A 15,415-nucleotide genomic window follows, 5' to 3' on the forward strand; every position below is an offset into this window, starting at 1 on the left:
CTGTTAGTGAGATACCACTGCTGATCCAGCTGGTGCCTTAACAACAGCGAAACGGTCTGCGAATACGTACCATGCGTACTGAACTTCCAAGCGCACAGCGAGTTGATTTGTGCGCTTTAAGTCGCCTTGACCGTCTGGGTCACCGTATGGAATAAGTTCTACTGGGCACTTACGCTGAATACCCCAATATATGCCATTGGCAAAGTCGCCAACAATAGCTTTAACACCACTGTCCTGCTTCATTTCAGGAAGACCATTTACAGTAGTAGACACAGCTGTCTTAATGCCTTTATACTGAGTCATTTCAGTTCCGAAACCAAGTTCTGGGTACATTAAATGGCCTTGCTTATCTTTAGCTGTAGCAAGATCGTAAGCAGCTGGCTTGGATAGAGCTAGACCATTTACGTCCGTTCCTTCGCCGTCTGTCAAAACTAAGCCAATTGCCTTTTCAATGTCTGCATCGATGCTTGCAGTGGCATCAACGGTTTTCTTTGTAGAAGTAAGGTAGTTCGTCCAATCAGTTACTGTGCCTGTTAATGGATTTACGCGATGAAGTAAGCCAAAGTCGAGTGCGCGTGCCAATGCGGTTGCTCCTTCTTCGGCAAGAGTTTTCATAATGCCGAGCCGGTAATCGTCGTCAGCCCATTCGACTTCATTGCTGATGCGCATTGTTACCTGGGTTTTATGAGGTGTTACGCGTACAGATCCAAATGTAATGTTAGTTGGGCTTTTGTTTGCTCCTTCTTCCACGAACTCTGCACGAGGTCTTGACTCCAAGGTGACGAGTGTAGAATTACCAAAAAGTGTCGGTTTTGCAGCAGATAATGCTGCAACAGTAGAGCCAGAAGCCACATTTTTTACAATTCCCTGTAGCAAATGGTCTGGGAGTGTTAAGGTTTTAGTTGTTAAAGTTGCCATAATTTTTTTTGCCTTCCTTACATAGGGTTTTGTTTAATCGTTAGAAAAAAGCTTGCGAACAAACGCGAGCGTATCGTCTACTTTTAAGCCATCTGGCTCATCGTTAAGGCGAATGCTGTCTGTTCTTGGTTTGGAAAACTCTTTAATTGCCTCTGCATGATCGCGTAATTCTTTTTCTGTTGAACCGCGCAATAGTGCAGCTGGTATGCCAGTTTCTTTTGCGACGAGTTGCGTAAGTTCGTCGTGTTTGCGCTGAGTTTCAATAGCAGATAGTTTTTCTTTCAGCTTTGCTTCAGATTCTTCTACTGCTTTGAGCTTTTCAGCTGCTTGTTCTGAACTCTTGGCTCTGGCTTCCCATTTGCGTGCAAACCCGCGCCATTTTTCAGCTTCCGCTTTGTAATCTACTTCCTCGGTTTTTTCTTCCGTTGAAGTAGTTTCGGCATTGTTGAGGTCTTCAACCTTTTCGGTTTCTGTCTCTTGTGTTGTGTTTTCCAATTTTTCTCCTTAATAAAAAAGCCCCATGCGGGGCCGGTTAATAAAAAACCACCTTTTGCAAGGTGGCTAAAATCTGATAATTGCTAATTTGGTGAAATCTTATTCATCTTCGTCGTAATCTGCAGAATGTTGACGACGTGGAATCCCTAGTTTATCTACCATTTCGTTATATGAATCAAGATAGTCATCGTCAATAAGATTGTATGCTTCAATAATAAGTTTGCGAGGAGTATTTTGGTGTTCCCATGCAAAGCTTAAGTAATCTGCTAACGCTTCATAAGGTTCTCCTGCGCATGTAGCATTACTAGCGGCTTCTTTGCAAAGTTTATCCATGTATGGTTCAGCATAAGGACGAAGTTTCTCGGCCATGTCATAATAAATTTTCTGCATGTTCATCAGCTTTTCACTCCTTTCTTGTTTTCTACAACTGGGAACGCGGTATTAACGCGCCAGCCTTTTTTCTTTTTTGATAGACGTACTTCTATTTTAATACCATATCTTACCGCAATAAGGCTGCGACGGTTTTTTGATTTTATAATTACATCTTCGCTTGGGTTGGCAATTACAGACATAACCATTTTCTGTATTTGCCTTGAATCCCAATTGTCAGGGAATTTCGTTTTCCCAGGATTGCTAGACCAAGCTGCGTGACCGCCCTTGCCGTTTGCGTCTCCTTCCATAATGTGTTCCCACACGCGGTCACTAATATGTCTTACATTTGCTGGGTAATTTTTTGGATATTTTATTACCCGTCCATCGGAGCAAAGCCCGCGCGTTTTTCGTAACTGCACAACAACTTCTTGCCATGTTGGTTCAACAACTTCGCTAGCGTCTTTACCGTTTTTGCGAGCTTTTGCTTTGTTTCTCTCCCAAACTATTTTTTTGGCTTTATCCCATTCGTCGCTAAGAACGTCAGGATTATAGCCTCTAATTTTGTTTGGATTAGCATCCCACTCAGGGCAAGCCACACAATCGCAATGCTTATGCATTTTATGAGCTGTTTTTTCAGACTTGTACACAAACCCACGCCCTGCGAGCATTGTGCAGAAAGCGCATGTTTTGCCTTGTGGAATGAGTGCATAGCGTGGCTTTTTGGGGTCTCGTTTGCAATTTTCAGCGATTGTTGCGCGCCCTGGTATTTTAACCCATCTATCCATAGCATCGACGATTGCTTCATCAAACTTGTTTCTGTTTGAAAGTATATGATCGTGAATTTCTTCAACGATTGCTTTCTTGGAATAAGTTTGTGCGAGTGATGCTTCGAAACCGTCGTCAATGTCAGGCAATGCGTCTGCGCGAACTTCTTCGTACCATTTAGCAGCCGCCATAGCGATTTGTTCGCTATATTGTGATGCTACTTCTGGAATCAGTTCGTCTATGAGAGCAATGCGAGCATCTTCTGTCGATGCATTAGCTATTTTCTGTAGCACTTCCTGTGCTGCTTCCTGTGCCGAGTCGCTTATCTTCTTGTTGGCTGCTGCTAGACGATTCGTATCCTCCCTTGTTACCAATTGTCGTCTCCTTGCCTAGCAAACTGTTAAGTGAATCAAGCGCACGCGTTTTTCGTGCTTCGTTGAGTAAGGTTCTGCTTTCTGTGTCACTGAACCCTAGTTGTCGCCATGCGATTTCGTTCATTGCGTACGATGGACATGTTGCTGCAACTTTATTGAAGAAGTCGCCTCTAGCTCCCATGCTTACTTCTTGCGTTGGCTTCCATGCAACTTGTGCCGCATAAACATCTGGAGGAATTGTTGTCATTCCGTCATTTTGTAAGCAAACTGCAATGCCGAGCGCTTTAATAATCGATTGGCTAAAAATCAGATTTTGCCTATCTGCTTCGCGCGTCAATTTGCGTTCTGCTACACTCATTGCTTCAGCACTTGTTGGATTTGATGTTGTAATACCAAGGTCACATGCTGGCAAACCTGTTTCGCTGGCTACCATGAGCGCAATCGTTTTCAGCATCTCCGAGTGTGGAGTCATGCTTGCTTGTGTAAGCTGTTGCAAGGTTGGAGTATCTCCGTCCTCGTCCTTTGTTATGCCGTTGACTGCACTAACGTAACTGCTCCATTGCGCCTTTTGTGCATCTTCAGAAAGACCTAAGAACCATATCTTTGGAATGCTATAGAACTCCGCAGTCGCTTCCATTCTTACGAAGGTTCTAATTGCCATATCCGTATAACTCATAAGCGGTCTTGTTATTCGGCTTCGTCCGAATGGCCTGTCGAGCTGTGGATCGTAGCAAATTGGCACTACGCATACGCCTTGATAGGACTGTTTAGAAACGGTTGCTTTCCATGCGCCTTCAACCTTTTTAACTTCGTATGAGTAGCCTTTGAGCCAGAATCTTACTTCGTTGACTTCGTTTTTCTCATTTGTTCCTGTAATGGTCATTGCGGCTTTTACTTCTTGGTGGGCCATATCCCATAATGCAGAACTATTGAGTGCGCTTCTAGGTACGATTCTTACTGCTCCACCTGCATCAATGTCCTTATATATTGCCAAGAAGCTGCATGAATGTTTGTATGCGCTGATGATGGCTTGTGGCAAAATCACGCTGAACTGGTTTGCTTCTGCAATTGCGCGCATGTTGTGAACATCGTCGCCGTTGATTTGCAATCCGTCGTAAACGCTTAAGTCAGCTAATGCTCTTACTGCTTTCGAGCTCCATCCAACGACTGCTTTAACTCTGCGAGCTACATCTTCTGGAATGGAAATATTCAGATTTTTAACTGTTTCGTCTGCGTTAAAGTATTCTGTTCGTTTTTGATTACTTTCGTAATGCTGTTGCCATGTGTCGTAGAGCCTTTTAATAGTTGGCATGTCTTTTTCGTCTACGCCATCAATTTTGCTACCAAATGACAACAGTTGCGAACTTGTGTTCTCAAAATCTTGTAACGTCATACTAATAGCCTCTGCTTTCTTCCTGGGTGTCGTTTGCTCATGAATGCTGCATGTAATGCCATTGTGCAAGACACGAGCGGTGTGGTATCTACGTCATCGCCTAACTTTCCCCATGCAAAAAGTCCGCTTTTGCCGAGAGGTCTTGTTGATGCGCCTTTTACTGCTGCTGCGAGCGCTGGCTGGTCTTCGTCTGGTAGATGCGTGAGTTTTCCAGCTGCTAGCATGTCCATGAATCTTCCGCACGCTTGTCCTACGTCTCGCATTGTTAGCGATATTGTTGGGATGTGTGCGTCTGCGAAATCTTGTAAGAGTATGCCTGTTGCGCTTCCTGCGTCTATTCCGACGCCTAGCATGTTGCGTTTGCGCTCTGCTAGAAAGTCGATGAGCCAGTCTGTGCCTTCTGTGAGTGGATGTGATTCTAAAAATTCAATATGTGCATATCCATCGGGGTACTTCATGCAAGCGGATAATGTTAAGCGGTCTCGCGATGGTGGAATCTCTACGCCGTATGCTTTAACGCCGCCTTCTATACGATTGCTTATTGTCGCTGCTTGCCATTGCTTATCGCTGATTGCGGATGTTGCCAATGCGAGCTCGTCCCATATTCCTAAGACTTCGCGTCTAAATGAATCCTCAGAAAGCTGTCTACGAAGACGTAGGAGAGCGGACTCGCTTGTTCGCGTTGGATATGATGGGTTTGCTTTTATCCATTCGTTTCTATCGTCTAAGCTGCAATTTCTGTCTGCACTGAATTCAATGTACAAGCCATCTCTGTCTGTTCCTTTTAATAATGCTGTGCGCTTGTCTCTGAGTACTTCTCCTGGATCAATTGGTCTTGGGGGAGTACCCATATAAAAAGCTAGCGGATTTTTAGCAGCGCTCATTGTTGGCAAAATGTCTTCCAACGCTTTGATGGTAAGAATTTGTGCCTCGTCGAAAATAATCATGCTAACATCGTCGAAACCTCGACCGAATCCTTGTTCGCGAGCGCCGAATAGGATTCTTGAGCCGTTTGAAAATGTGAGTTCTTCTTGTCCGTTTGCGCTTCTTGTTGTTGGAATGTATTTGCTAAGTCCTTTTGTATTCTGTGCCAGGCTTTTCATATTCCTGAAGGTTTCGGCACTGGTTCTGGTTCGATGCGCTGTCCATACTACTTTTGTTTTTGGGTGAAGTATGCATAGGAAGATGACAATCATTCCTACCGTGTATGTTTTGCCTACCTGTCTTGGTACGCTCATTACCGCTCCAGATATTCCTGCTGCGTACAGTCCGTTTTTGCGTTTCCCGAGTAGGTACATTCCGAGTTCTGCTTGCCATGGGTCAAACGTTATGCCGTAGCGTTCTGCTTTTTGTTGAACTGCTGGAAATTCTGATGTAACGATTCCGTCTGGGTATATGAAATGTTTAGCTTTGGTCTGGAGTAAAGACTGCATCAAGAGTTACCTCCGAGTCTATATCTTCATTATTTTCTTTTTCATCATCAACTACGCCTGCTAGCTTTTCTGTTATTTCTACGTATTGCTTTGCCATGTTTGCTAATGCGCTGGCTGGAGTATCTGGACTCATGAGTGCTGCGCGTAAAATGTCACGCGCAAATCGCAGTTCGTCTTCAAGCCTTCCGTCGCACATTCTGTCGAACGCGTCTTTTGTTAATTCATCGGTTGGTATTGTCGTTTTTATTGGTTTTGATTCGCCTGGAATCTCAAAAAGTACTTCTTGCCGGCTTGATTTTGTTGGTTTTGGGTTCTTTTTTCGATGTGCGTCGACTCTACATTTCTCACTGCAGTACATTGGAGCGCGTCCGCGACCGGTTGTTTTGAAAAAACGACCGCAATTTTTGCATTTCATGGCTATTTTTACTCCTTTTTGTAGTGAAAAAATCACCGTGTAACGATTTGGCTGTAACGTAATGGCTATTTAGTGGGGAGATATTAGCCCTTTGTGCGGCTTGGTTTCCTTTGGAAAGTCGTGGGGTTCCTCCCCCTGCCGAAAGGGTCTAAGGCTGCAACGTTTCAGTTTCGTTACTTATGTTTACCAATTTGAGTGTTTGTTGTGCTGTTTGTATGCGTCGCAACATGCTTCAGGCGTTACGCCTGTGTCTAATCCATGTTCTTTCTCGTATATTCTTGCTTGTGCCCAAGCTGCAGTGTGTGCTTTCTTAAGCTGGTTGCATTGCCTGTGTGTAAGTCGAACGTTGTTCCAGTCTGTTGGGCTTCCGCCTCTACTTACTGGGACTATCTCATCTACTTCGGGACTCAATGGGTCTGGAGTCTTAATGGTTTTATCTACTGGCTTGCCGCACAAGTAGCAAGTGTCATAGTAAGCAAGCACTCGTTTGCGCATTGCTTTGCGCCTACTCCCATACTTACTACGGGGGTTACTCTTTGGTTTCTGTGGCATATGCAAGCACCTTACAAAAAAGCCCCGAGGTATTAACCACGAGGCTTCCTTTAACGTCTTTATTTTCTAATGGGGTGGAGGTGGTCTTTCTTTGCGGCCACTTCACACCACAGTGTGATTATATCAAATATCTGTGAATCTTTGTCAAGTATCTTTATACTCGGGAGTGTTGTGTAATTAGAATAACTTCTTCTTCACTATTTCTCCTATTGGCCATTTGATTCCATTTACGCTTTTTGAAATATGAATTCTTCCAGTGCTTGATAGTTTTCGCAAAGTAGTAGGCTTTATATCTATGCCCGTTTTCTCTCTGATAAACTCCGATGCTTGCTTGCTGCTCCCAACATAAGTAAGCTTGGATAATTCTTTACGCGTATTCCTTAAAACTTCGTTGCTGTTCGTCACTGATCTACATGATTGGCAAGTAACACACTCGTTAGTGCTTTCATATCTTAAGGGTCTTCTACAGTTTGGGCATAACCCAAATGTTTTTAAGACCTTTGGATTTGTATCTGCTAGAACTTTATCTCTAATATTTTTTAACTGTTCATAAGATATTGATGCGCTTGCCAATAAGACTATTTCTTTTGCATTATCTTTAAGCGCTTTAATAACTGTAATAATTGGTGAAGTCTGTGCAACCGCTAAGTTGTTGCTGCCAAGTTGGCTTAATATTTCACGCTCTAAGCTTTCAAGCTCATCAAGCTTATCAAGAGCGTTCAAGTTTACTGGTGTTACGCTTCTGTTTATATGAGCATGATACCCAGATTGGCTACGCTTCACTTCACAATATGCCAACATTGATAACTGTTTATTTAATGATGGAAGCGAATTAATAAGCTTCACGTATTCACGTTGTTCTTTCAAAGTGTAACTTTGCATTGCGTTCCTTCCAAGTGTGATGTGAGTGTTGCTACATTCCAATAACGAATACCGTTTTGCTTTAATGGCTTCGTTATCGCGTTGACGCTTATGAGTTGTTGAAGTGCGTGTTTCCCTGCTTTGTCGTGTCTGCTTAATGTTCTGAGGCTTAATGCTGTTATTAAGTATTTCTCGTCTACTTCGATTCTTTTTGTTGATCGTAAAAGTTTAAGTAAGTGTTGAAGTCTGCAGTTCAGTTTTTTCAATCTGACTTGCTTCCCACTTGATTGATCTACTTCCTCAAGTTTTAGATTGCTCATTATTTTCTCCTCTCGAAAATTCCCTGCACTTTCGGTGGTGAATTGCTTGAGTGGGACGACCTAGCCAAGGGGAAAATAAAAATTGAGAAAGCTTTTTTGGCTTTCTCAATCTCATTTTCTCGATGACTTCTAGGTCGTCCATACAGCGCTTTCGGCGGAGCCAAGCCATCGCGTATGACGAGTGAAAAAATATCTCACACGGCGGTTTGCTGCAAGGCTCTGGCTTTGCCATGTTCGCTTATCCGGTCGTCCTGTCATAAGACGCCTTGCAGCATCAATTCCCGACTCTTTCCGCTCAATACTGCGGAACGCTTGTTCAACCGGTAGGGAAACCGGTATAGGTCTTTACAACGGCTATTTACGCTGCCTAAGAGGTGTAAGTCTATGCCGCGTTAAGTTATCCCGCATTTGGCCAATGCGACTGCCAGAACGTAGTTAAAATGCGTTTTGGGCTTGTGTGTTTTGTATTATTGCCAGTAGCCGTAAAGCTCTACTGCATGAGGGTAATGGCGCCGATCTGTACCGCAGCGAGTATTTACGAGTTTGTTGTATTTTTGAGGGTTAATAACAACTTCATCTTTTTGCGTAAAAATTGTGCCGTTAAAGTGTTGTGATCCTGTAAGTGCAACTGGCACTATCTCAGGCTTTGCATATTTGCTGTTAGCGTATATGCGGTGAATTTGCGAAAAATAGCGTAAAGCTGGTTTTTGCTGCGAAATGGGTATGAATAGCATTGTTAATTCCTTTTTACGCGGCTTTTTGTGGAACGTATTTCACGTATACTGAATAAGATTCATCACGCAATAATATTCGTGCTTCAAAGTGCCCTTTATTGGCTTCGAATGCTTTTAAGCGTGCACGCCTTATTCGATTGGCTATGCATGATGCAGTGTGCCGCGTTAGGTCTTTTTTGAATAGTGCTACACGATTTGGGTTAGCCTTACACATGCTTACAAAGTCTTCATATTGCAAAGGGTGTTTAAGATGGTCAAAAGAGCCTTCAGGCCAGTCTTCAAGGAACTTTGATGTTGTTGTATCATGTTTACCGCTTTTTGTATTTTGTTTTGCTGGTTGACTTGAATTCTTTTCTTTTGCTTTCCTCGGGTTTTGCTGATCTTCAGGAGTTTTCTTTTCTTCCAGAGCTTGCTTGTATGCTTCTTCAAGTGATTCTTCGCCTATTTCTTGCATATAGCGTTTGACAAGTCTCAGTTCTTTAGAATCTAACGTATTGATGCCATCGCATTTTGCGATAATAACCAACTCGCAAGCTTCTTTTCGCCTTGCTTTGGATAGTGGTGCCATGATTGTTCCTTTCGTAAAGGCTGTGTATAGTTTTCTAAAATCTTTTATTAGTTATAAAATTCTGAATCTTTGCTGTAGTAGCGATCTATATTGTTTTTTGGCACCCACGGGTCTTGATTAGGTGCCATAGACTGTTGAGCTTGTGGCGCTTGAGGAAGCGTCTGCATTTGCTGAGGCTGTGAAATCATTTGCTGAATGCCCTGCTGTTTTATTTGCGTAATTTGCGCTGTTGCAAATCGCATTGATACTCCAATATCCTCTACGCTGAGTTTGATTGAAGTATGACGTGAGCCGTCTTCGGCTTCGTACGTGCTTTGTTCTAACTTTCCATACGCGATAACTCTCATGCCTTTTGTAAGGCTTTTAGCAACGTGTTCTGCTAACGCTCTCCATGCTGTGCAACGCATAAAAACGGTGCCAGTATCCTTGTACTGCGAGGTTTGTGAATCAAGCACGCGAGTGGTTGCAGCAATTGTGAAATTCACTACAGCAGTGCCGTTAGGAGTAGTGCTTACCACTGGGTCTTTTGTAAGATTTCCTGCAATGTAGTATGTGTTATCGCTCATGGTTTTTCCTTATTCAGCTAGTAGCCCGGCTGTTTCAAGTTGCGCACGGTATACTGCTATCATTTTTTGTGCTTTTATCCATTCGCTGCCGAGTATTTCAATGGTTTCTTGAACTTTTTCTAATGCTTGATCTACTTCGTATTCGTCGTACCCTTTTGGCATTCCAAAAAAGCCAGAGCACTCCGTGAATCGCATGTCCTTTACGTCTTGTGGCGTTAGTAGGGTAGCCATCTCATTCACCTACATACTTTTCAATGCTTGTGTTTGTAATGTAAACTTTGCTGCCTGGTAAGCGTCCGTGAGGCATGTGCAAAATTCCTGCGTCTACAAGCTTCATCACGGCACGTTTGTCCATGCTGAGCTGATCGCATACTTCTTTAAGACTCCATAGTCTTTTGTATGGGATTCTTGGTGTAAGTGCTGATGTACTCATTGTTTGTCCTTTTCTATGTTTTTGTTCCCTGTAATTTCAGTCGCCGCTATTACACCCGTAATCCCCATGAGTATGAGGAATAACCCGAGTGGCATGCATAGGTAAAGGCTTAAGTTGCAGAAGGTACTAAATACGAGTGCTACGCCTCCTAGTGTTATAAGAACGCCTATAGTCATTGCAACGTACTTTTTCATTGTTCTGCTCTTTCTTGAATGATTGCATTTGCATGCAGTATTACAGCAAGCGAAATTGCTATTCCTGTAATGCCGAGCAGGTTTGCTCCGTTGAAGCAGTAGAGTGCGTTGTGAATTGCCGCCCAAAAGCTGACTGCGAAGCAGATGAAGCTAATAAGCGTTGTTGTGTACGGATATTTTTGTACGAAGCTCATTGTTCTTCCTCTGCTTGCGAATTGTCGACGTCTTTTTTGTAGTTATCTGCACATACTTGCACTTCTATAGCGCGTAATGCTTTGGCGTATTTCTTATTTGCAACGGAAAGAGCATGATGTGCTTGTTTCACTAGGCATCGCGCTTCTGCTCTCTCTACAGCTGCATCGTGCAGTTCGGCAGCTAAATTTTTGACTTCGCTCATCACTCTTCCTCGTTTTTCCATTCACCAGCGTGATTAAGCATGTCTTCAAAAGTCACCCGTAGAGTGCCAGCTTCCCTTGATATTGTGGAACATTTATCCAACTGCTCTGCATATGCTTCATAAAAATCGGCTTCCACACGCTTTAATGCGGCATATGGAACAGCGTCCGCATTGTAACGAGCTTCTTGAAATGCTAGTTGCGCTTCCATGTAGCCAGGGAAGTTTTTCTTTGCTTCCCTCACAGACGCTTGCAGCTGGTTGCTCTTAACAGAAGCCTTATACGCTTTCTTAAGCATCTTCTTGAGCTTCTTGTACTCTTTATTGCCTTTGCGTTCTTTGGTTTTTTGCTCTTCCATTACTGTTCCTTTGCTTCATTAATTAGTTTTTTCCTTAAAATTTCTAGTTCAGAAAGAGCGCGTTTTTGTGCTCTTTTGGCAGAACGAACATTTTTTGACAATTCTTTATGTTCTTCTTCAAATTTGGTTTCTGCTTGATTGCGTCTTTTTAGCGCGTCTTGTTCTTCCTGATAAACTATGTCGTAGTCTTTTTTTGCAGTTTCAAGAAACTCGCACTCACTTTTTGCTTTAGCGTATTCGTAAAGCGCGCTTTCGGCTTCTAGCGACGCTTTGAGATAGTTTTGAAGTGCTACTACAAAAACGGGAAAAGACGCACATTTGGAAAATGTTTGTTCAATCTCAAGTTCTTCCATTTCTGTTCCTTTCTTCCTTTACACTTTTGTGTATGAGTTTTGATAATTGGTTAACTATTGCTGGAATGTTTATCTCGATTGCTATTAGCGTCATTGGTTGTATCATTGAATCGTGCCGTGCTAAAAAAGGCGATGCCGCTCTTCAGAAGCAAGTTGACTCTTTGAAAAAACAAGCTGACGAGTTGGAACGTTTAGCTAATGCTGCTAACAAGACTCGTTGGAGTCTTAGATGCAGTTTTAAGCACATGTACGTTTTGAAGAACGATAGTCCTTTTACTTTGTTTAACGTTAAGGTTGATGTGCCTGATGCTGCTTCTTTTACGCCGTTTAGTGCTGAGTCTATTGGCTCTATGAGTGAAGTTAGCTTTTTCATTTACTGCGGTTCTACTCGTGATTGCGTTATTACTTGGGATGAATTGGTTGATAACGTTTCGAAGTCTTATTCTTTAACTCTTCAAATTCCTAATGCTTTGCGCTAGTTGCTGGAGTTAAGTCAATGTGCAGTTTTGCGCATTTTGCTTTAATGGCTTCGTTTTTGCGTTTATCTTCTTTGTAGTCTTTGTAATGCGTGTATATCATGAAGATTTCTGCAACTGTCACGAGTAAATTCGCGCATAGGCTGCATATTTGCATCGGGCTGATTTGTAGCATTGACTTATTCCTTTCGTATCGAGGAGGGGGAGGGATATTTAGCGCTTTATAAGATTTCTCTAATAGGAATACGCCGTTTTAAGCACTCTTCCGTCCCTACTTCTACAAGTCTTGTGTACTCATCTATTTCCTTGCCATCTAACTGCACAAGGCGAATCCACGCATAAAAAAGAATTATTTCTATTAGCATTAGTGCTATTAAAATGCAGCTTATTGCGCTCATCCTCCTCACCTCCCTATTTCGTTGAGTAGTTGCGTTTCTGCGTCTTTACTGGCGCGATGCGTTTCACTGACTTTGCAGAGTAGTTCTGCATTGTCTTCGTTGAATTTGTCTTGTTGCTTATGAAGTTCTTGTAGCGCGTCGTGATATTTTTGTTGCGCGTCTCTGACTGTTTGCTCGGCTTTCTTTATTGCTTGGCACTTGTCTCGCGCTTCTTTGACTTTGTTGAGCGCGTTTTCTTCTTGATCGAGTGCATTGCGATATTCGGCTATGAGTTCCAAGATTTTGGTGTCCGCGGCGCTGCCTGTTTTGAGCGCGTTTTTTAGCCTGGTAAGCATGGTTGACTCTTTTCTTTGCTGTCTGCAAGAAGAGATGAAGGTATAAGAGAAGATGCTTTAATGTTCATTGCCTCAGCAAGAGAAAGAATCGCTTCAAGTGTTACGCATCTGTATCCTTTGATAATCGCATTTAATGAGCTATAAGGGATTCCAGATTTTTCGGATACAGCTTTTTTAGTCATTCCAATGTTCTTTATGACTTCTTCCAAGTTGTTCCCGAAACTCTTTCGTATATTATCGGTACTCATATGAGTAACGATAAAGCACAAATCGAACATATGCAAGCGCGACACGCTGATATGAATAACTTTTTTATCAAAGTTTGTATTTTAATTACTCACTTGAGTAATATCAGTAGTATGAGCAAAGAAATAAATAGAAGCGAAAGATTCGCTCAACTCGTAGGTCTTGAGTTAAAAGGCAATTTTGCGTCTCGAAATATCTCTCAGACGAAAATTGCTGATGAACTAGGTCATTCAAGGTCTGGTTATTCTAAATGGTTAAATGCCAAGCCGTCTATACCTTTAGAGGCTTTATTGAATACTTGCGAGCTTATAGATGCAGATCCACGTTCTGTAATTGACTCTGCATATTCTCGTTTAATATCAGAAATGGGAGAAAGAAGATTAGTTCCTAATCCTGCAAAGCCCGAGTCGAGTGCGTCTTCTGGTTCTGATGTGTCTTCTGTATCTTCAAACAACTTGGATGATGATTATGTGAGTCACGTTGCCGACATGATTGCTGCTGATCCTTCTCGTTTTGCTCTTATGGCTCATACCGACCCTAACAAATTCCTCGAATCCTCCACCCCTCGTGACTAAGAGAAAATAGGAGAGTAGTAATGGTAAGTTACAAGAAATCTGCCAGCAAACTCTTTGGAGTACATACTTTTACTATTGAGCCAGATAAAGCTGTAAGTGATGCCCCTCTGTCTGGCACTCGTAGGTACACTAAGTGCTCTGTTATTTCTATACCTCAGCCCAATAATCGTAAGCCTAAATTGGCAATAATGAGTCAGAAAGGTATAAAACTGCTAGAGGTTAGTCCTAGAAATTACGGGAAATATGCAATGCTTGAGCCTTTAGTTGGATGTTCTAGTGTTTCGCTTTCTTGGTGTGAAAAATATTCGCAATTTGGTGACGGCAATTCATACTTAGATTGCAAATTGTGTGTAGACTCTAAAAATAATTCAGCGAAAACAACTATTCCTCGAATTGTTCTTGATACCGAGACTACTGGCCTTGATCCTATAAAAGATGAAATTATTCAGCTTTCTATAATTGATGGCAATGGCGATACTCTATTGAACGAATATTACAAGCCAAAAAAGGTTACCGAATGGCCAGAAGCACAAAGAGTCAATGGGATTAGCCCAGAAGATGTAGCCAATAAAAAGCACATTGCTGAAGACTTTGACAAAATACAGGCAATTCTTGATGCTGCTGGAGAGGTGTGCGCATTTAATGCAGAATATGATTTAGCTTTTCTTGGTGAATTGGGATTTTATTTAGATGAAAGCAAAGTGACTGACACTATGCGGCAATACGGTAAAATCTTCTACGGTAAGCAATTTATCAAGCTCACAGTGGCAGCAGCTGAGTGTGATTATTACTATAATGCTCATGATTCGTTAGCTGATTGCAAGGCTACACTTGTTGTTCAAAATCGCGTGGATGAATATCTGCATGTAGGCAATAAAAGTAATGTAAATGAAAAACAAAATAATAATGCTTATGAGGAAGAACAAAACGTCAATATTCATAAAGAAGAGCAAAACGTCAATATCTATGAAGAAGAATTGCCAAGTGAGCATGTTCCTGCGAATCAATTTGTAAACAAAGGGCAACACCGTGCTAAAAAAGTTTTAACATCTAAAAATTATAATTTTAGAAGCTTTGTGAGGACTCTAATCACACTAGTGTGGATTGTAATTACAATACTGTGTACTCTAATTACAGTAGGACTTATTGCTGGTTCTCCGAAAGACCCTACAATGCTCATTGGTGCTACTTTTACAGGCACAGTAAGTGTAGTCTGCTATAAAAAAGTAAAAAAACTTAAGCAGAAGAAATCTTCTGAACCTCGTAATTAAGATACATAAAAACAAACTTATGAAAGGCGCGAGTGTGCAATCGTGAATTACTTCAACAAAGCTATACAGTAAATAAAAAACTAGAATCGCTTTTTTACGACGATTCTAGGAGTCTCCTTCTACACATGGCAGATGAGTTATTTATATTTTCTCATACGGCATGACATGTATTAAGACGTTTTGGTTGAGGTTACATTATGCTTCGTTTTGATTCGCTTTATGATGATGCCGCGCGCCTTGGTGTGCGCGTTGAAGAACGTCGCCTTTCTGGTAGTGTGTGCGGCTATTATTACGATGCTTGTAAGCTGATTCTTCTTGATGAGCGTTTGGCTGATCATCAGCGTTTGTGTACGTTATGCCATGAACTAGTTCATGCGGAGTACCGTGATGTTTCTTGTGGATTTGATTCGCGTTTTGAGACTCGTACAAGGCGCATAACGGCTTCTAGGCTTATTGACGATGTTGATTACAAGTTTGCGGAAGCAATGTATGGCACTGACGTTTGGCTTCTTTCCGAAGCTCTTGGCGTGACTTGTGATGTTATCCAGGACTATCGCTCTTTTCTTTCCACACCCGTCCTTGTGTGATGTCTTAATTATCATATAGATTTTTTCT

The 15,415-nt window shown here is 42.1% G+C and carries 24 protein-coding genes; 4 read left to right on the top strand and 20 right to left on the bottom strand.

The features are described from left to right. Positions 1–3: 3 nt before the first annotated feature. The 18 genes from A5294_RS02335 to A5294_RS02430 form a co-directional block, all read right to left on the bottom strand. The gene (locus A5294_RS02335) at positions 4–918 is read right to left on the bottom strand and encodes a phage major capsid protein (RefSeq protein ID WP_064340355.1); all 915 of its coding nucleotides are present in this window, start codon (positions 916–918) and stop codon (positions 4–6) included. A 33-nt stretch (positions 919–951) separates the two neighbouring features. Further along, positions 952–1,413: a hypothetical protein gene (locus A5294_RS02340; RefSeq protein ID WP_064340356.1), complete on the bottom strand. Its 462-nt coding sequence runs from the start codon at positions 1,411–1,413 to the stop codon at positions 952–954. Between the two features lie 99 nt (positions 1,414–1,512). Then, the gene (locus tag A5294_RS02345; RefSeq protein WP_064340357.1) at positions 1,513–1,809 is read right to left on the bottom strand and encodes a hypothetical protein; all 297 of its coding nucleotides are present in this window, start codon (positions 1,807–1,809) and stop codon (positions 1,513–1,515) included. Then, on the bottom strand, positions 1,809–2,843 hold the full coding sequence (locus tag A5294_RS06540; protein ID WP_082851867.1) for an EndoU domain-containing protein: 1,035 nt from the start codon (positions 2,841–2,843) through the stop codon (positions 1,809–1,811). Before A5294_RS06540 ends, A5294_RS02345 begins: the two co-directional genes overlap by 1 nt. Beyond that, on the bottom strand, positions 2,824–4,317 hold the full coding sequence (locus tag A5294_RS02355; protein WP_064340358.1) for a phage portal protein: 1,494 nt from the start codon (positions 4,315–4,317) through the stop codon (positions 2,824–2,826). The genes A5294_RS06540 and A5294_RS02355 overlap by 20 nt, the downstream gene beginning before the upstream one ends. Further along, on the bottom strand, positions 4,314–5,750 hold the full coding sequence (locus A5294_RS02360; protein WP_064340359.1) for a terminase family protein: 1,437 nt from the start codon (positions 5,748–5,750) through the stop codon (positions 4,314–4,316). Before A5294_RS02360 ends, A5294_RS02355 begins: the two co-directional genes overlap by 4 nt. Next, entirely contained in the window at positions 5,722–6,165 is a 444-nt protein-coding gene (locus A5294_RS02365; protein ID WP_231880175.1) for a hypothetical protein, read from the bottom strand. Before A5294_RS02365 ends, A5294_RS02360 begins: the two co-directional genes overlap by 29 nt. A 183-nt stretch (positions 6,166–6,348) precedes the next feature. Next, positions 6,349–6,717, bottom strand: a complete 369-nt coding sequence (locus A5294_RS02370; RefSeq protein WP_064340361.1) for an HNH endonuclease — start codon at positions 6,715–6,717, stop codon at positions 6,349–6,351. Positions 6,718–6,894: 177 nt separating this feature from the next. After that, complete coding sequence (locus A5294_RS02375) at positions 6,895–7,599, bottom strand: hypothetical protein (protein WP_064340362.1); 705 nt, start codon at positions 7,597–7,599, stop codon at positions 6,895–6,897. A gap of 766 nt (positions 7,600–8,365) precedes the next feature. Next, positions 8,366–8,632, bottom strand: a complete 267-nt coding sequence (locus A5294_RS02385; RefSeq protein ID WP_231880176.1) for a hypothetical protein — start codon at positions 8,630–8,632, stop codon at positions 8,366–8,368. A gap of 13 nt (positions 8,633–8,645) precedes the next feature. After that, positions 8,646–9,200 carry a hypothetical protein gene (locus A5294_RS02390; RefSeq protein WP_064340364.1) on the bottom strand — a complete coding sequence of 185 codons (555 nt, stop codon included), beginning with the start codon at positions 9,198–9,200 and terminating at the stop codon, positions 8,646–8,648. 47 nt (positions 9,201–9,247) lie between these two features. After that, a complete protein-coding gene (gene ssb / locus A5294_RS02395; RefSeq protein WP_064340365.1) occupies positions 9,248–9,766 on the bottom strand; it encodes a single-stranded DNA-binding protein in 519 nt (172 codons plus the stop codon). 9 nt (positions 9,767–9,775) lie between these two features. Beyond that, positions 9,776–9,997 carry a DivIVA domain-containing protein gene (locus tag A5294_RS02400; RefSeq protein ID WP_231880177.1) on the bottom strand — a complete coding sequence of 74 codons (222 nt, stop codon included), beginning with the start codon at positions 9,995–9,997 and terminating at the stop codon, positions 9,776–9,778. Between the two features lies 1 nt (position 9,998). Further along, positions 9,999–10,199 (bottom strand): hypothetical protein, encoded by a 201-nt coding sequence (locus A5294_RS02405; protein ID WP_016797627.1) that lies wholly within the window; start codon positions 10,197–10,199, stop codon positions 9,999–10,001. Positions 10,200–10,389: 190 nt separating this feature from the next. Beyond that, positions 10,390–10,587 (bottom strand): hypothetical protein, encoded by a 198-nt coding sequence (locus A5294_RS02415; protein ID WP_064340368.1) that lies wholly within the window; start codon positions 10,585–10,587, stop codon positions 10,390–10,392. Beyond that, complete coding sequence (locus A5294_RS02420) at positions 10,584–10,790, bottom strand: hypothetical protein (protein ID WP_064340369.1); 207 nt, start codon at positions 10,788–10,790, stop codon at positions 10,584–10,586. The genes A5294_RS02415 and A5294_RS02420 overlap by 4 nt, the downstream gene beginning before the upstream one ends. Further along, positions 10,790–11,146, bottom strand: coding sequence for a hypothetical protein (locus tag A5294_RS02425; protein ID WP_064340370.1), 357 nt, complete (start codon positions 11,144–11,146; stop codon positions 10,790–10,792). Before A5294_RS02425 ends, A5294_RS02420 begins: the two co-directional genes overlap by 1 nt. Beyond that, a complete protein-coding gene (locus A5294_RS02430; protein ID WP_064340371.1) occupies positions 11,146–11,499 on the bottom strand; it encodes a hypothetical protein in 354 nt (117 codons plus the stop codon). Before A5294_RS02430 ends, A5294_RS02425 begins: the two co-directional genes overlap by 1 nt. Positions 11,500–11,531: 32 nt before the next feature. Between A5294_RS02430 and A5294_RS02435 the strand changes: the two genes are divergently transcribed. After that, positions 11,532–11,978, top strand: coding sequence for a hypothetical protein (locus tag A5294_RS02435; RefSeq protein ID WP_064340372.1), 447 nt, complete (start codon positions 11,532–11,534; stop codon positions 11,976–11,978). A gap of 400 nt (positions 11,979–12,378) precedes the next feature. On the opposite strand, the gene A5294_RS02445 is transcribed toward A5294_RS02435, so the two are convergent. Both A5294_RS02445 and A5294_RS02450 read right to left on the bottom strand, forming a co-directional pair. Then, complete coding sequence (locus A5294_RS02445) at positions 12,379–12,708, bottom strand: hypothetical protein (protein ID WP_064340374.1); 330 nt, start codon at positions 12,706–12,708, stop codon at positions 12,379–12,381. Further along, positions 12,693–12,917: a helix-turn-helix transcriptional regulator gene (locus tag A5294_RS02450; RefSeq protein WP_230479104.1), complete on the bottom strand. Its 225-nt coding sequence runs from the start codon at positions 12,915–12,917 to the stop codon at positions 12,693–12,695. The genes A5294_RS02445 and A5294_RS02450 overlap by 16 nt, the downstream gene beginning before the upstream one ends. Before the next feature lie 150 nt (positions 12,918–13,067). Between A5294_RS02450 and A5294_RS02455 the strand changes: the two genes are divergently transcribed. The 3 genes from A5294_RS02455 (at position 13,068) to A5294_RS02465 (ending at position 15,387) form a co-directional block, all read left to right on the top strand. Then, entirely contained in the window at positions 13,068–13,529 is a 462-nt protein-coding gene (locus A5294_RS02455) for a helix-turn-helix transcriptional regulator (RefSeq protein WP_180947416.1), read from the top strand. 188 nt (positions 13,530–13,717) lie between these two features. Beyond that, positions 13,718–14,800 carry a 3'-5' exonuclease gene (locus tag A5294_RS02460; RefSeq protein ID WP_197457098.1) on the top strand — a complete coding sequence of 361 codons (1,083 nt, stop codon included), beginning with the start codon at positions 13,718–13,720 and terminating at the stop codon, positions 14,798–14,800. A gap of 197 nt (positions 14,801–14,997) precedes the next feature. Next, a complete protein-coding gene (locus A5294_RS02465; protein WP_064340377.1) occupies positions 14,998–15,387 on the top strand; it encodes an ImmA/IrrE family metallo-endopeptidase in 390 nt (129 codons plus the stop codon). The last annotated feature ends 28 nt before the right edge of the window (positions 15,388–15,415 follow it).

The sequence above is a fragment of the Gardnerella sp. 30-4 genome (assembly GCF_001641215.1).
In the GTDB taxonomy this organism is placed as follows: Bacteria; Actinomycetota; Actinomycetes; order Actinomycetales; family Bifidobacteriaceae; genus Bifidobacterium; species Bifidobacterium leopoldii.

Excerpts from the sequence above, each read along its gene's own strand:
- A5294_RS02335 (WP_064340355.1), bottom strand. The coding sequence starts at position 918 with ATGGCAACTTTAACAACTAAAACCTTAACACTCCCAGACCATTTGCTA.
- A5294_RS02345 (WP_064340357.1), bottom strand. The coding sequence starts at position 1,809 with ATGAACATGCAGAAAATTTATTATGACATGGCCGAGAAACTTCGTCCT.
- A5294_RS02355 (WP_064340358.1), bottom strand. The coding sequence starts at position 4,317 with ATGACGTTACAAGATTTTGAGAACACAAGTTCGCAACTGTTGTCATTT.
- A5294_RS02360 (WP_064340359.1), bottom strand. The coding sequence starts at position 5,750 with ATGCAGTCTTTACTCCAGACCAAAGCTAAACATTTCATATACCCAGAC.
- A5294_RS02365 (WP_231880175.1), bottom strand. The coding sequence starts at position 6,165 with ATGAAATGCAAAAATTGCGGTCGTTTTTTCAAAACAACCGGTCGCGGA.
- A5294_RS02370 (WP_064340361.1), bottom strand. The coding sequence starts at position 6,717 with ATGCCACAGAAACCAAAGAGTAACCCCCGTAGTAAGTATGGGAGTAGG.
- A5294_RS02375 (WP_064340362.1), bottom strand. The coding sequence starts at position 7,599 with ATGCAAAGTTACACTTTGAAAGAACAACGTGAATACGTGAAGCTTATT.
- A5294_RS02385 (WP_231880176.1), bottom strand. The coding sequence starts at position 8,632 with ATGCTATTCATACCCATTTCGCAGCAAAAACCAGCTTTACGCTATTTT.
- A5294_RS02390 (WP_064340364.1), bottom strand. The coding sequence starts at position 9,200 with ATGGCACCACTATCCAAAGCAAGGCGAAAAGAAGCTTGCGAGTTGGTT.
- ssb (WP_064340365.1), bottom strand. The coding sequence starts at position 9,766 with ATGAGCGATAACACATACTACATTGCAGGAAATCTTACAAAAGACCCA.
- A5294_RS02400 (WP_231880177.1), bottom strand. The coding sequence starts at position 9,997 with ATGGCTACCCTACTAACGCCACAAGACGTAAAGGACATGCGATTCACG.
- A5294_RS02405 (WP_016797627.1), bottom strand. The coding sequence starts at position 10,199 with ATGAGTACATCAGCACTTACACCAAGAATCCCATACAAAAGACTATGG.
- A5294_RS02415 (WP_064340368.1), bottom strand. The coding sequence starts at position 10,587 with ATGAGCTTCGTACAAAAATATCCGTACACAACAACGCTTATTAGCTTC.
- A5294_RS02420 (WP_064340369.1), bottom strand. The coding sequence starts at position 10,790 with ATGAGCGAAGTCAAAAATTTAGCTGCCGAACTGCACGATGCAGCTGTA.
- A5294_RS02425 (WP_064340370.1), bottom strand. The coding sequence starts at position 11,146 with ATGGAAGAGCAAAAAACCAAAGAACGCAAAGGCAATAAAGAGTACAAG.
- A5294_RS02430 (WP_064340371.1), bottom strand. The coding sequence starts at position 11,499 with ATGGAAGAACTTGAGATTGAACAAACATTTTCCAAATGTGCGTCTTTT.
- A5294_RS02435 (WP_064340372.1), top strand. The coding sequence starts at position 11,532 with ATGAGTTTTGATAATTGGTTAACTATTGCTGGAATGTTTATCTCGATT.
- A5294_RS02445 (WP_064340374.1), bottom strand. The coding sequence starts at position 12,708 with ATGCTTACCAGGCTAAAAAACGCGCTCAAAACAGGCAGCGCCGCGGAC.
- A5294_RS02455 (WP_180947416.1), top strand. The coding sequence starts at position 13,068 with ATGAGCAAAGAAATAAATAGAAGCGAAAGATTCGCTCAACTCGTAGGT.
- A5294_RS02460 (WP_197457098.1), top strand. The coding sequence starts at position 13,718 with ATGAGTCAGAAAGGTATAAAACTGCTAGAGGTTAGTCCTAGAAATTAC.
- A5294_RS02465 (WP_064340377.1), top strand. The coding sequence starts at position 14,998 with ATGCTTCGTTTTGATTCGCTTTATGATGATGCCGCGCGCCTTGGTGTG.